General features: G+C 60.8%; 12 protein-coding genes and 1 other RNA gene. 1 reads left to right on the top strand and 12 read right to left on the bottom strand.

Annotated features, from left to right (window positions below; all coding sequences use genetic code 11):
* Positions 1-7 precede the first annotated feature (7 nt).
* The 5 genes from ACQ4WS_RS12330 to rnpB all read right to left on the bottom strand — a co-directional run bounded on the left by ACQ4WS_RS12330 (position 8) and on the right by rnpB (position 4,461).
* On the bottom strand, positions 8-1,786 hold the full coding sequence (locus ACQ4WS_RS12330) for a peptidoglycan D,D-transpeptidase FtsI family protein (RefSeq protein ID WP_152254313.1): 1,779 nt from the start codon (positions 1,784-1,786) through the stop codon (positions 8-10).
* Complete coding sequence (gene ftsL, locus ACQ4WS_RS12325; protein ID WP_034748894.1) at positions 1,786-2,055, bottom strand: cell division protein FtsL; 270 nt, start codon at positions 2,053-2,055, stop codon at positions 1,786-1,788. The genes ACQ4WS_RS12330 and ftsL overlap by 1 nt, the downstream gene beginning before the upstream one ends.
* Entirely contained in the window at positions 2,052-3,023 is a 972-nt protein-coding gene (gene rsmH / locus ACQ4WS_RS12320) for a 16S rRNA (cytosine(1402)-N(4))-methyltransferase RsmH (protein ID WP_436476590.1), read from the bottom strand. Before rsmH ends, ftsL begins: the two co-directional genes overlap by 4 nt.
* A gap of 9 nt (positions 3,024-3,032) precedes the next feature.
* Positions 3,033-3,461, bottom strand: coding sequence for a division/cell wall cluster transcriptional repressor MraZ (mraZ, locus tag ACQ4WS_RS12315; RefSeq protein WP_034748899.1), 429 nt, complete (start codon positions 3,459-3,461; stop codon positions 3,033-3,035).
* Positions 3,462-4,121: 660 nt separating this feature from the next.
* An RNA gene (gene rnpB / locus ACQ4WS_RS12310) (RNase P RNA component class A) lies at positions 4,122-4,461 on the bottom strand.
* Positions 4,462-4,674: 213 nt separating this feature from the next.
* On the opposite strand from rnpB, the gene ACQ4WS_RS12305 reads away from it, so the two are divergent.
* Positions 4,675-6,378: a thiamine pyrophosphate-binding protein gene (locus tag ACQ4WS_RS12305; RefSeq protein WP_436476588.1), complete on the top strand. Its 1,704-nt coding sequence runs from the start codon at positions 4,675-4,677 to the stop codon at positions 6,376-6,378.
* Positions 6,379-6,451: 73 nt separating this feature from the next.
* On the opposite strand, the gene ACQ4WS_RS12300 is transcribed toward ACQ4WS_RS12305, so the two are convergent.
* The 7 genes from ACQ4WS_RS12300 to ACQ4WS_RS12270 all read right to left on the bottom strand — a co-directional run bounded on the left by ACQ4WS_RS12300 (position 6,452) and on the right by ACQ4WS_RS12270 (position 12,778).
* Positions 6,452-7,003, bottom strand: a complete 552-nt coding sequence (locus ACQ4WS_RS12300; RefSeq protein ID WP_436476586.1) for a hypothetical protein — start codon at positions 7,001-7,003, stop codon at positions 6,452-6,454.
* A gap of 152 nt (positions 7,004-7,155) precedes the next feature.
* Positions 7,156-8,226 carry a porin gene (locus tag ACQ4WS_RS12295; RefSeq protein ID WP_436476584.1) on the bottom strand — a complete coding sequence of 357 codons (1,071 nt, stop codon included), beginning with the start codon at positions 8,224-8,226 and terminating at the stop codon, positions 7,156-7,158.
* A gap of 974 nt (positions 8,227-9,200) precedes the next feature.
* Positions 9,201-9,638: a nuclear transport factor 2 family protein gene (locus tag ACQ4WS_RS12290; protein ID WP_436476582.1), complete on the bottom strand. Its 438-nt coding sequence runs from the start codon at positions 9,636-9,638 to the stop codon at positions 9,201-9,203.
* On the bottom strand, positions 9,635-10,402 hold the full coding sequence (locus ACQ4WS_RS12285) for an SDR family NAD(P)-dependent oxidoreductase (RefSeq protein ID WP_436476580.1): 768 nt from the start codon (positions 10,400-10,402) through the stop codon (positions 9,635-9,637). Before ACQ4WS_RS12285 ends, ACQ4WS_RS12290 begins: the two co-directional genes overlap by 4 nt.
* Entirely contained in the window at positions 10,399-10,962 is a 564-nt protein-coding gene (locus ACQ4WS_RS12280) for a DUF3833 domain-containing protein (RefSeq protein WP_436476578.1), read from the bottom strand. The genes ACQ4WS_RS12285 and ACQ4WS_RS12280 overlap by 4 nt, the downstream gene beginning before the upstream one ends.
* The gene (locus ACQ4WS_RS12275; protein WP_436476576.1) at positions 10,950-12,233 is read right to left on the bottom strand and encodes an MFS transporter; all 1,284 of its coding nucleotides are present in this window, start codon (positions 12,231-12,233) and stop codon (positions 10,950-10,952) included. The genes ACQ4WS_RS12280 and ACQ4WS_RS12275 overlap by 13 nt, the downstream gene beginning before the upstream one ends.
* On the bottom strand, positions 12,230-12,778 hold the full coding sequence (locus ACQ4WS_RS12270; RefSeq protein ID WP_436476574.1) for a chalcone isomerase family protein: 549 nt from the start codon (positions 12,776-12,778) through the stop codon (positions 12,230-12,232). Before ACQ4WS_RS12270 ends, ACQ4WS_RS12275 begins: the two co-directional genes overlap by 4 nt.

Genomic DNA, 12,778 nt, shown 5'->3' with positions numbered 1-12,778 from the left:
AGTGACTTCACATGGCCTCCGGGCCGGCATTGGCCGGGACCACGATTTCGGTAACGGAGGAATCAGGCGGTACGTTCATCGCGCGCAGCGCGTTGGTCGCAATCGCCGCGAAAGCGGGAGCGGCAACCTGGCCACCATAGTGGGCAGGTCCGGTCGGTTCATCGATCATCACGGCAATGATGAAGCGCGGCGCCGACATCGGCACCATGCCCACGAAAGAGCCGATGTATTTGCGCGGCATCGCATAGCGGCCGTTTTCCACTTTGTACGCGGTACCCGTCTTGCCGCCCACGCGGTAGCCGGCGACCTGGGCGCGCTTGGCCGAGCCGTGCGCGCCGGAGACCACGAGTTCGAGCATGGCACGCATTTCGGCGGCCGTCTTCGGCTTGATCACTTGCTGGCCCACGGGCAGTTCATTGACCTTCTGGAACGACAGGGGAATCGTGTCGCCGTCGCGCGCGAACATCATATAAGAGCGCGCCAGCTGAATCAGCGACACGGAAATGCCGTTACCGTAGCTCATGGTGGCTTGCTCCACCGGGCGCCACGATTTATACGGACGCACGCGGCCGGCCACGGCGCCGGGGAAGCCCCATTTCGGCTGCTGGCCGAAGCCCACCTTGGTAAACATTTCCCACATTTCCTGCGACGGCATGCCCAGCGCGATTTTCGATGTGCCGATGTTCGACGACATTTCGATGATCTCGGAGACATTGATCACGCCGTGCGGCTTGGTGTCGGTGATCGTGCGGTCAGCGATGGTGTAGCGGCCCGGGCCCGTGTCGATCAGGGTGGTCGGCTTGACCCGGCCCGTGTCGAGCGCCAGCGACACCGTGATCGGTTTCAGGGTCGAACCGGGTTCAAAGGTATCGGTCATGACGCGGTTGCGCAGCTGCTGGCCCGTAAGCTTGCGGCGGTCGTTCGGGTCGTAGCTGGGGTAATTGGCCAGGGCCAGCACTTCGCCAGTGTGCACGTCGAGCACCACGGCGCCGCCAGCCTTGGCGTTGAATTTTTCCACCGCTTCCTTCAACTGCGTGAAGGCGATGTACTGGATCTTGCTGTCGACGGACAGGGTCAGATCCTTGCCATCATGCGGTTCGTGGATGAAGCCGATGTCTTCGACGATGTGGCCCAGGCGGTCCTTGATCACGCGGCGGCTGCCGGTGGTGCCGACGAGGGTCTTCTGCTGCGCCAGTTCCATGCTTTCCTGGCCAACGTCTTCCACATTGGTAAAGCCGACCACGTGGGTCATCACTTCGCCCTGTGGATAAAAGCGCTTGTACTCCTTGCGTTCGTCGATGCCGTCGATACCCAGCTTGGAAATCTTGTCGGCTACGTCCATCTCGACCTGGCGCTTCAGGTAAACGAAGCTGCGGTCCGAATCGAGCTTCTTGCGCAATTCGTTGACGTTCATTTCCAGCAGGCCGGCCAGCGCATTGATTTTCTCGGGCGACGCCTGCAGCACGTCGTCGGGAATGGCCCAGATGGCTTTCACGGGCACGGACGAGGCGAGCACCTGGCCATTGCGGTCGGTGATCTTGCCGCGCGTCGCCGGCAATTCCAGCGTGCGCTCATAGCGCGCCTTGCCCTGTTTTTGCAAAAACTGCGTCGACACGCCCTGCAGCCACAGGGCGCGCGCGCCCAGGCCGGCGAAAGCGAAGAACAGCAGGAACAGCACGACGCGCGAACGCCAGACGGGCAGGCGCACCGCCAGTACGGGGTTCTTCGAGAATGGCACGCCTTTCGATGCCGCCACCCGGCCGTTGCTGTTACCGCCCAGCTTCATTATTCGCCCTCCGTCAGGTATTGCGTACGCGCCGCCGTCAGCGGCGTCATGCTCAGGTCGCGCCGTGCGATCGATTCGATGCGTTCATGCTTGCCCAGAGTGGACTGGTCCAGCTGCAGTTGCGCCCAGTCGATGTCGAGCTGGCGCGACAGCGCTTGCGCGCGCTCCAGGTCGATCAGCAGGTGACGCGACTGGTACTGCGCGTTCACCAGCGACAGGCCGCAGCACACCAGCAGGGCCGACAGCACGACACACAGCTTGCCAGTCATCGGGAGCCGCCACGAACTGGGATGGGCAAACGCTGCGCCACGCGCATCACGGCCGAACGCGAACGGGGATTGCCCTCGATTTCGGCGTCGGACGGCTTCATTTTCGAAATCAGCTTCATTTCCGGCTGCGGCAAGTCGACCGCGCGGATCGGCAGGCGGCGGTCAGGCTGCTCCACGTTCGCCTTCGAGGCGAAGAAGCGCTTGACCATGCGGTCTTCCAGCGAGTGAAAGCTGATCACGGCCATGCGCGCGCCGGGCGCCAGGCAGGCATACGCCTGATTCAGGCCGATCTCGAGATCCTCGAGCTCTTTGTTAATGAAAATGCGTATGGCCTGAAAGGTGCGGGTAGCGGGGTCCTTACCCTTCTCGCGGGTCTTGACGGCGCCTGCCACGATGCCGGCAAGCTGTCGTGTGCTTGAAATTGGCTGGACTGCCCGGCCAGCAACAATCGCCTTTGCAATCTGAAAAGCAAACCGTTCTTCCCCATAATCGCGTATCACTTTCTCTAAATTCTGCTCGGTCTCCACCGCCAGCCATTCGGCCGCGGAGATGCCGCGCGTGGTATCCATGCGCATGTCCAGCGGTCCGTCGTTGCGGAAGCTGAAACCGCGCGCCGCGTCGTCGACCTGCGGCGACGAGATGCCCAGGTCGAGCAAAATGCCATCGACCTGCTGCACGCCACGTTCGGCCAGGCTGGCCGTCATGGTGGCAAAGCTGTCGTGGACGATCTGGAAACGGGGGTCGCCGATCTGTTCGGCCGTGGCGATGGCCTGCAAGTCCTTGTCGAAGCCGATCAGGCGCGCGTCGGGCGCCAGGCGCGACAAGATCAAACGGCTATGACCGCCGCGGCCAAACGTGCCGTCGACATAAATGCCGTGCGCGCGGTCGCCCGACAGGTCGAGCGCATCGACCGCTTCATCGAGCAGCACCGTGCGATGCTGAAATTCCGGCACCGTGAGTTGTGTCATTACGGAGCCTTAGAAAGAAAAATTGGAAAGTACATCGGGAGTGCCGGCATCGATCGCCTGCTGTTCTTTGTCGGCCAACTTGGCGGCATCCCATATTTCAAAGTGGCTGCCCATGCCGATCATCATGACTTCGCGCGCCAGCCCGACGGCGTTGCGCAATTCAGGCGAGATCAGCACGCGGCCGGCCGAGTCCAGCTCGACGTCAACGGCGTTGCCGAGGAAGATGCGCTGCCAGGCGCGCGCCGACATGGGCCAGGCGGCGATTTGCTGGCGGTGGCTTTCCCACACGGGACGGGGGAAAAACAGCAGGCAGCCATCGGGGTGTTTGGTGAGTGTCAAACGGCCTTCGCATTGAATCGCCAGCGCGTCACGGTGCTTGGCAGGGATAGACATCCTGCCTTTGGCATCGAGATTGATTGCGGACGCGCCTTGAAACACGGAAGACCTTTTTGAGCTTGGATTGCGACGCTTGCGCATCACGATGAAAAGGGAAAATTTCCCACAAAAACACACTTTTTCACACAGTTGCCCACTTTAGAGGAAGCAAAGATAGTGGTCAAGCGGTTTCCGATTGGCAAAACAGGAATTTTATTAATGAAATTAAGGACTTAGCGCATATCGTTGAAGGAGTCTCAAATTAAAATATATCGATAAATTAGATACTTATGAAAGATAGTGAATGTGCTACCTCATCTGCACACATGTGTTTTCCTACCGTAAACATCGAAAAAAACGAAATCGAAAAATTGAATTTTTTACAGTTAGTTGACACATGACAATAGTTTCGTCATCCGGACACAACAGCAATCAGCCACCGAAAAAGACTTGGTTTAAAGCAAAAGAAAAGCACCCATGACGCGTATCGGCCCTGTTTTCCGGGGCTGGCCTGTCACAGGAAAATTATTTTTGCAAGGCAGCAATTAATTGTAACCAAGAAACTTTAACCAATTATTCATCTTTAGTTGTATATACAACTTTATCTCGAATGCTATATTTTTGGAAACAAAAAAAGCCCCGTTGCGGGGGCTTTTTGGCGGCGCGCAGCAAGAAAAACACTGCCGCCGATATACTCCCTGACAAGCCAGGGAACAGGAATTCAAGTGAAGCAGGCCGGTAGGCCGGATTTTGTTACGGCGCCTTCCCTTGCAGGTTGGCGCTATGACAGTCATTCCTCTAGGCGCCAGATTACTCGGGCGCTCAAGCTTTCTACCCGCACGCTCCGCGAGCAGCATCATCGCGTGCCTATTTGAAATTGCACCAGGTGGAGGTTACCGCGTTTCACCGTAACTTAATACGCTCGTCTCTGTGGCCCTATTCCTCGCCTTATACCTTGCGGCTTTCGACGGACGGCCGTTAACCGTCACCCCGCTCTATGGAGTCCGGACCTTCCTCCCGCCAGCACATTGCTGCGCCAGCCAGCGACTGTCTGGCCTGCTTCACCCGCCATTGTACCGCGCTGCAGCATGTTTCTGCAAAAAGGCCTGTGCAGGCCCCTCGCCCCCCTGCCCGGGGGATTGTGTAATTCGGTGTCGCCATTTCAAAAGCCGGGCCAAATCGGCTCACATAGAATGAGGCAAGCTGCTTGCATGCAGGCGCATGCGCACCGCTTGCCCCACTTCTTTGCCACCCACTAGAATATAAAGAGCCGAACATGACGCAACAACCCCGTACCGGCGGCCAGATCCTGGTCGATGCCCTGCAGATCCACGGTGTCGACACCGCCTTTGGCGTGCCTGGCGAAAGCTACCTCGACGTACTCGACGCCCTGCACGATTCGGGCATCCGCTTCATCATCAACCGCCAGGAAGGCGGCGCCGCCTTCATGGCCGAAGCCTACGGCAAGCTGACGGGCAAGCCGGGCATCTGTTTCGTCACGCGCGGACCGGGTGCCACCAACGCCTCGATCGGCGTGCACACGGCGTACCAGGATTCCACGCCGATGATCTTGTTCATCGGCCAGGTGGGCAATGATTTCGTCGACCGCGAAGCGTTCCAGGAAATCGACTACCGCCGCATGTACGGCCAGATGGCCAAGTGGGTGGCGCAGATCGACCGCGCCGAGCGCATCCCCGAATACCTGGCGCGCGCCTTCCAGGTGGCCACTAGCGGGCGTCCCGGCCCCGTCGTGCTGGCCCTGCCGGAAGACATGCTCATTTCCATGGCGACGGTGGCCGACACGCGCGCCTACCAGCCGGTGCAGGCGGCGCCATCGGACGCCCAGCTGCAGCAGCTGCGCGGCATGCTGGCCGGCGCGAAGCGGCCGCTGGTCTTGCTGGGCGGCACCACCTGGACCCCGCAAGCGTGCGCCGACCTGCAGCTGTTCGCGGAAAGCAACCACCTGCCCGTCGCCTGCGCCTTCCGTTTCCAGGACTTGCTCGACAATGCCCACCCGAACTACATCGGCGACGTCGGCATCGGCATCAACCCGAAGCTTGCCGCGCGCGTGAAAAATGCCGACCTGGTCATCGCCATCGGCCCACGCCTGGGCGAAATGACGACGGGCGGCTACACGCTGTTCGACTCGCCCGTGCCGCGCCAGCGCCTGGTGCACATCCATACGGATGCCGAGGAGCTGGGCAGCGTTTACCAGGCCGAACTGATGATCAACAGCGGCATGCCGCAAGTGTGCGCCATGCTGGTCGCCATGGCACCCGTAGACGCTTCCGCATGGAAACAGTCGCCGGCCGAAGCGAAGGCCGAACTGGCTGCCTATCAGGAGCAGCCGCCCATCTTCCAGGATGGCCAGGCGCCGCTGGACCTGTGGCAAGTGACGCAGGAAATCATGGCGCAAGTGCCGGCGGACACCATCCTGACGAACGGCGCCGGCAATTATGCCTCGTGGGCGCACCGCTTTTATCGCTATGGCGGCATGCGCACGCAGCTGGCGCCGACGAATGGCGCCATGGGCTACGGCGTGCCGTCCGGCGTGGCGGCGAAGATCGTGCATCCGGAGCGCACCGTGATCACCTTTGCCGGCGATGGCGAATACATGATGAATGGCCAGGAACTGGCCACGGCCGTGCAATACCAGGCGGGCGTGGTCATCATCGTCTTCAATAACCAGATGTTCGGCACCATCCGCATGCACCAGGAACGCGACTACCCGGGCCGCGTGTCGGGCACGACCCTGCACAACCCGGATTTTGCGGCGCTGGCGCAAGCGTATGGCGCGCATGGCGAAGTGGTGAATACGACAGCAGAGTTCGCTCCCGCCCTGCAGCGCGCGCTGGCGCACGCCAAGGCCAACAACTTGCCGGCCCTGATCGAACTGCGCTACGACGGCAACCTGATCACGCCGAACGCCACTCTGGCCACCATCCGCGCCACGGCGGAAAAGGCGCAGGCGGCCAAATAAGCCGCTTGCAAGCCGAGAAATAACAAAGGCCCGGTCGATACCGGGCCTTTGTCTTTTTGATAGCAGCAATCGTTCAGGCAGCGGGCGCTGGTGCGCTTTCCTCGGCAGGCACTGCTTCGGCCGGCACTTCCGGCACCGGTGGGCATGGCGTGCAATGTTTCAGGGGGCGGCCGAAATCGCGCACGCGGCTCAGTTTCATGGGCATGCGCACGTTGCCGCCGCAGTAATCCCCCTCCAGGGTCAGGGTCTGCCCATCCCTGGAAAATTTGCCGACAATGGTGCGCTCTTCACTGTCGGCGCCGGCGATGGTGAAGTCGAAGGCGCCCGTAGCGGCATCCAGGTTGACATCGCTGGCCACGATAGGCCAGCTAAGGGCGCCAGCCGTGAATTCATAGATGACGGAATCGGCTTCGGCAAAGCGGTGCAGGGTGACGCGCTGGCCGCCGATTTCGCCGCTATCCTTTTGCAGGCACAGGTCAGAGTAGACGGCCACGCCATAGCGCTCCAGTCCGGCCGGCTTCTTGCTTTTGACGGCAGCGGCAGCTGCGCCCGTGGCGCCAGCGAAAAACAACGCGCCCAGCGCGGCCAGCAGGGCGGCCAGGCGCGGCGAGGTGAGTGAATACATGGCATTCCTTTACTTGAGTAACGGCGCCATTATAACTGGCGCCGCACATGCAAAAACGCGCCGCCAGGCCGAAGCCAGACAGCGCGTTTCCTTGCTTGCCAACACCCCCGGAGGGATGCTGACAGCGGTACTAAGCTTCGCTTGCGCGAATATTAGAACGAGTGACGAACACCAACGTTGAAGGCTTTGTCGCCCGTACCGACGTTGCTGTTGTTGCCAACAGTGTAGCCAGCGTTGTTTTTGTTCTTGATCTTGGCGTACGAAGCGTAGGTGCTCGTGCGCTTCGACAGAGCATAGGAGTAACCCAGTGCCCATTGATCAGCATCAGCGTTAGCAACGGTTTTGTCGTTCGTGCGAATGAACGAAGCCATTACGGTGCCAGCTGGGCCAACAGGTACGGTTGCGCCGACCAGGATGTTGTTGCTGTCGGCGCTAGGAGCTGCCGATGCTTGGGTCAGGCTGTAAGCAAAACGGTCTTCGTTGTTGTGCTTAGCGCTGTTTTGGCCTTTGTTCACGCCGTATGCGACGAAAGCTTTAGCAACTGCGAAGTCGTAGTTAGCTGCAGCCAACCAGTTACGGCCGCTGCCAACTTCGGTCGTTGCGCTGTCGTTAGCGGTGTTGTTGTATGCCAGACGAGCATTCAAAGGACCGTTCGAGTAACCAACCGACGCGCCAATTTTACGGCCGATTTTGTTCGACTCAGCTTGCTCGCCGAAGGTGTAAGCTACGTCAGCGTCAAAGCCGCTGAAGTTTGGCGAGGTGTACAGCACGGTGTTGCTGGTGCGGGTGTTCGCTGGGAACAAGTTTTTAGCGGAACCAGCGTAACCAGCTGCGAATGGATCAGCAACTTTCGACAGGGTGTTGTACCAAGGCGTGTATTGACGACCCAGGGTCAGGGTACCGGTCGTTTTGCTGCTCAAGCCTACGTAGGCTTGACGGCCGAACAGGCCTTCGTCTTTACCTTGCGCGCCGGAGTCAACGTTGAAACCCGATTCCAACAGGAACAGTGCCGACAGGCCGCTGCCCAGATCTTCGGTGCCTTTGAAGCCCAGACGGGAAGCCGAAGCAACGCCGCTGTCCAGTTTGTTAACGTTGCCTTTAACACCGCCGCGCTCGCTGACGAAACCAGCGTCAACGGTACCGTAGATAACAACGCTCGATTGAGCTTGGGCTACGCCAGTGGCTGCTGCCAGGACTGCCAGGGTGATCAGAGTTTTTTTCATTGCGATTTCCTTTAATTTTGAAGCAAAAAGTAATACAGCCTATGCATCTCGAGCTGCGCTCTAACAGAGCGCTTTTTATGAGTGAGGGCAAGGTCTCCACCTGCCACATTGCTGTTCCGGTCAGGGGAACAATTCATATCGGTATCGGCACGCTATTGCACCGATAAGCTTGAAGGCTGCACAGCGACCGTAATTCATGCGCCGGTTCGGTGCTCAAAGGGCACCGGAAGCGGCACTATAACGACCGTTTCACATTCCATCAAGTTCCAACATGTTACTTCCGGTACCAGGCCACGTGCTTTTTCAGGCATCCCGACCATCGCCAACCGTACTACGCGACAGAGCCACTGCCCCTTGCCAACCAATGCATTGGCCTGATTGACCATTCCATCATAGCGCATGCCTTGTCGACACCCGTTGTATTAGTGCAACAGTATCAAGCGCATGATTAAAACATCAACATGCTTTACCCATCATTCGCCCTGCATGATTTACGCGACAAAGCGCACAATTTGTCAGGCGATAATGGATAAACGGGACGAAGCATACACGGCATCGCCAATGTTTGCTGCCGGATGGCCAAAAATGGGAAATAATGTGCTCTATTTTGGTGCGTTGCCGCATTATTCAGGGGCGTAGGCGGCTTTTTCGACGTCGGTGCGCGCGGCGGAAAAATAGGCAGAGTATCAACACAATTACTGACTTTGCGGTAATTTAAATTGCTCGCATAGAAAGGTTTTCCATGTTTTGCAGCCAACTCTTCAGAAACACACCTAGAACGGATGAGGACGACTTTTGCTTGCAAATTGCGCATCATTTGAAACAATTTCTTACAATGTTGCCTTCTCAATATTTCGACATATTTGTGTCAAAAAAACGACACATTGAGCGAAATCAAGTTTTCGCAGCCCCCATTCCGCACAATTTACTTTTTCTTTTTCGCATTTTTTGCTCAAAAGCATCAGAAAACACGCTCAACGCTGGCTGGCGCGCCGGAGCATGCGCATGAAAGGGCCCAGCACCGGCAATTTTTCATACAGCTCTTCCGCCGCATCCCAATAATCGCGGTGCAATACCACCCTTCCCTGTGTATCGAAACGCACATGTGTCGCGCCACGAATACATTGTTCGCCGGATACCAGGCGTTTCATACGGAAGCGGAACTCCCACGTCAGGAACGCTTGCTCCCCCTGCCCCAGGCTTTCCAGCACGACAAACCGGGGTGCATCGACTTGCACGAACATGTGCTCGAAGATGGCCAGGATGGCGGCATGCCCCACCACCTGATTGAACGGGTCCTTGAAATGGGCTTCTGGCGCATACACGGTGGCCAGCTGGGCCAGGCTCTCGATGCTCAGGTGCTCATAAAACGCCACCAGGCGCGCCAGCGCACCTTCCATGGTTGCGCTCATAGGCCCGTCACCTTGCGGATCAGCCAAAAATAGACGCGGTACGGCAACAGCCGCGCCAGGCGCATGCTATTGGTAAAGCGCTTCGGGAAATGGATGTGAAACTGCCCCCGCTCGATGCCGTCGAGCATGGCGGCGGCCGCGGCCTGCGCCGTCATCAGGGCCGGCATGGTGAAATCATTGTCCGCCGTCAAGGGCGTGGCCACGAAACCGGGATTGATCTGATACACGCCGATGCCGCGCGGATGCAAATCCAGGTACAGCGACTCCGTCAGGTTGATCAGCGCCGCCTTGCTGGCGCCATATGCGAGCGCCTTGGGCAAGCCACCATAGCCGGCTACCGAGCCGACAATGCCGATGCCGCCGCTGCCCTGGCGCAACAGCCACGGCAAGGCCTGTTCCAGGCAATTGAAGACGCCGCCCACATTCAGGGCCAGCAAGCCCTGGGCGGCTTCCAGGTCAAAGCTATCGGCGCGCATGGCCTGATAGCCGCCAGCGACTACGAGTATCAGGTCAATATGCGGCCACTGCTGCATGAGTTCGGCACAGACGGCCCGCAGCTGCGGCGGCTGGGTGATATCGAGCGGCAATGCCTGCGCCAGCGGGTGCCCCTCGCATAGCCGTTCGAGGCTGGCGCGGTGGCGGGCTGACAAGGCTACGCAGGCGCCCTGTTCCAGCAACAAGGTGGCGCAGGCGGCGCCGATGCCGCTGGAAGCGCCGATGACCCACACGCGCTTGCCGGCCCAGCTGGTGATCTTGCGATTCATGGGCTCGCCTGTGGTGGACGCTTGCTGAACGATAAAGTAACGGCGCCCAGGCTGAAGCCGAACTTGCTCATGGCAGCGCGATTGAGCATGACCTTATCATCCATCAGGAACATCCAGTCCTCGAAGTCGACGTGGTAGACCGTGCCATCGACGGGCAGCGCCAGCACGTATTGCCAGCGCAAGGCATTGCCGGCCACTTCGCCGATGGCCTCGCCGATCACATCGGGCGCCGTGCCGATGAAGCGCCCGGGCGCCGTCTTGCGCAAGGTCCACACGCGCCGTTGTTTGCTTCCGTCCGAATACGTGAAGTCTTCATCCAGGGTGCCAATCTCGCCCGCCCAGCTGGCCCGCATCACCACGGTGAAACGCTTGACTACCTTGCCGGAGCGGTCCTGGAAGATGCCGTGGGCGTCGAGCGTGCCGTTGAAGTACTGCTGCAGATCCAGTACGGGCAGTTCCTGCGCGTACGTGGCGGGCAAGGGCGACGTGGAGCAGGCGGTCAGCGCCAGCAACAAGGCGGCGGCCGTCAGGCCGCGCCGGCAGCATTTCATGAGGTACATGGTCGGTTCTCCCCGGGTTCACTATATATATGTTGTAGAGGCGCGCGCCACAGCAGCAGCGCCGCCAGCAGTTTCAAAGCGCAGGGCAGCAAGGCGTAGGCCGCCGTCAGGGCCGGCAAGCCACCGCTGCTGCTGCCCGGCACATACCCGAGCCAGGCCAGCAGGGGCAAGGCGATGCCGGCCGCCAGGGCTAGGCTCATCTGCACGCCCCAGTTCCACCAGCCGAAATACGCCGCCTCATGCCGCCCGGCATGGCCGGCCGCGCCGATCAGCCCTGCCAGCAGGGCCGGCGGCAAGGCCAGGTCGGCGCCCAGCGCCAGGCCCGACAGCAGGCAGATACTGGCAAAGCCCCAGGCGGCGCCCGCGCCCAGGCCATACGCCCAGACAAACACGGCCGCGGCCAGCAGCATGGCGCCGCCCCAGGCGCGCGCTTCGCCAAAGCGGCGCGCCAGGGCTACCCACACAGGCATCGAGGCGGCCGCCGCGCAAAAGTAGACGATCAGGAACGCTCCGGCGTAATGGCCCAGGCGCAAGTAATCGGTGGCAAAGAACAGGAACAGGGTGGCGGGGATGGCGGCCGCCACGCCGTTGACGAGCAGGACGGCAAACAGCCAGCGAAACGCGCGCTGGCGAAATGGCAGGCGCCAGGCGCCAGCGGGCAGCGCCTCCATGCCTTGGCGCAAGGCCGGACGCGGCGCGCGCGCCAGCAGCAGCGCGCCCGCCGCCAACAGGCAGACGGCAAAGGCCAGCGACAAGCCGTCATAGCCGAGCACGGAAGTCAGCCCCGCCGCCAGGATCACGCCGAGCAAGCCGCAGCCTTCGCGCACGGCCGCCACCCGCGCCCGCTGCGCGCGCGCCTGGCTCAGGGCCGCGCCCCAGCTCTGGTGCGCGATGCCGGCCAGGCCATAGGCCGCATACACGAGCAGCAAGGCGGCCAAAAACCAGGCCAGGGTGGCCGCTTGCGGCATGGCCGGTGGGTGGAACAGGGCGCCGAAGCCCAGCAGCAGCAAGGGTAGCGACGCAGCGACATAGATGGCATAGCTGCGTCCGCCCCGCGCCATCCAGGCACCGAGGGCAGGATCGATGAAGGCGGCGGCGATGCGTGCTGCCAGCAGCACGGCGCCGATCTGCGCCAGGTCAAGACTGCTGCGCTGCGCATAAAACGGCGCAACATATATATAGATGGGCAGCGCCAGCATGGCCAGCGGCAAGCCGAACAGGCCATAACTGAACAAGGCAGGCAAGGTCAAGGCGCTGGCCCCGGCAGTCATGGCAGCGGCGCCGCATTCTGCAGCAAGGCCGCGCGCAGCTTCGGCGCCGTGGTCGACGGCGACAGCCAGATGGCAAAGAAGGCGCGCGCAAAGTCGCCATCGCTGACATCGGCCAGCACTTTGCCATCCAGATAAAAACGCACGCCGGGCGCGATGCCGGCCCGGTAGGCGCCCGCGATGCGCTGGTCTTCCTTGACGTCAGGAAAGATGCGCTGCATGGTGGCCAGCCAGGCCAGGCGCTGCTCCGGCGTGCCGGCGCCGACTTTCTGCATCTGTTCATAACTTGCTTCGGCGATCTTCTTGCCGTCGAGCGCACGCGCGTAGCGCAATTCCAGCGCGAACGGCGCCGTTGCCGACGCCGCGCCCTGGTAGCCGTTCGCGCCCACCCAGAGTTGCGCCCGATAAATACGCATGCCGAACCACGTGTATTCGCCTTCGCCCGCCAGGCGGGCCTCGGGCACGTCGGCAGCGATAAAGGCAGGCGGCGCGGCCATGGCGCCGGACATGCTCAACGACAGCACAACAGTGGCAAGCAGGCGGCGCAT

The sequence above is a fragment of the Janthinobacterium leeuwenhoeki genome (assembly GCF_051380795.1).
Taxonomy (GTDB): domain Bacteria; phylum Pseudomonadota; class Gammaproteobacteria; order Burkholderiales; family Burkholderiaceae_D; genus Janthinobacterium.
This window is presented reverse-complemented; position numbering and strand designations above follow the sequence as displayed.

Bases quoted from the DNA above. Each gene is read 5' to 3' on its own strand.
- ACQ4WS_RS12330 (WP_152254313.1), bottom strand. From the start codon at position 1,786: ATGAAGCTGGGCGGTAACAGCAACGGCCGGGTGGCGGCATCGAAAGGC.
- ftsL (WP_034748894.1), bottom strand. From the start codon at position 2,055: ATGACTGGCAAGCTGTGTGTCGTGCTGTCGGCCCTGCTGGTGTGCTGC.
- rsmH (WP_436476590.1), bottom strand. From the start codon at position 3,023: ATGACACAACTCACGGTGCCGGAATTTCAGCATCGCACGGTGCTGCTC.
- ACQ4WS_RS12305 (WP_436476588.1), top strand. From the start codon at position 4,675: ATGACGCAACAACCCCGTACCGGCGGCCAGATCCTGGTCGATGCCCTG.
- ACQ4WS_RS12300 (WP_436476586.1), bottom strand. From the start codon at position 7,003: ATGTATTCACTCACCTCGCCGCGCCTGGCCGCCCTGCTGGCCGCGCTG.
- ACQ4WS_RS12295 (WP_436476584.1), bottom strand. From the start codon at position 8,226: ATGAAAAAAACTCTGATCACCCTGGCAGTCCTGGCAGCAGCCACTGGC.
- ACQ4WS_RS12290 (WP_436476582.1), bottom strand. From the start codon at position 9,638: ATGAGCGCAACCATGGAAGGTGCGCTGGCGCGCCTGGTGGCGTTTTAT.
- ACQ4WS_RS12285 (WP_436476580.1), bottom strand. From the start codon at position 10,402: ATGAATCGCAAGATCACCAGCTGGGCCGGCAAGCGCGTGTGGGTCATC.
- ACQ4WS_RS12280 (WP_436476578.1), bottom strand. From the start codon at position 10,962: ATGTACCTCATGAAATGCTGCCGGCGCGGCCTGACGGCCGCCGCCTTG.
- ACQ4WS_RS12275 (WP_436476576.1), bottom strand. From the start codon at position 12,233: ATGACTGCCGGGGCCAGCGCCTTGACCTTGCCTGCCTTGTTCAGTTAT.
- ACQ4WS_RS12270 (WP_436476574.1), bottom strand. From the start codon at position 12,778: ATGCGCCGCCTGCTTGCCACTGTTGTGCTGTCGTTGAGCATGTCCGGC.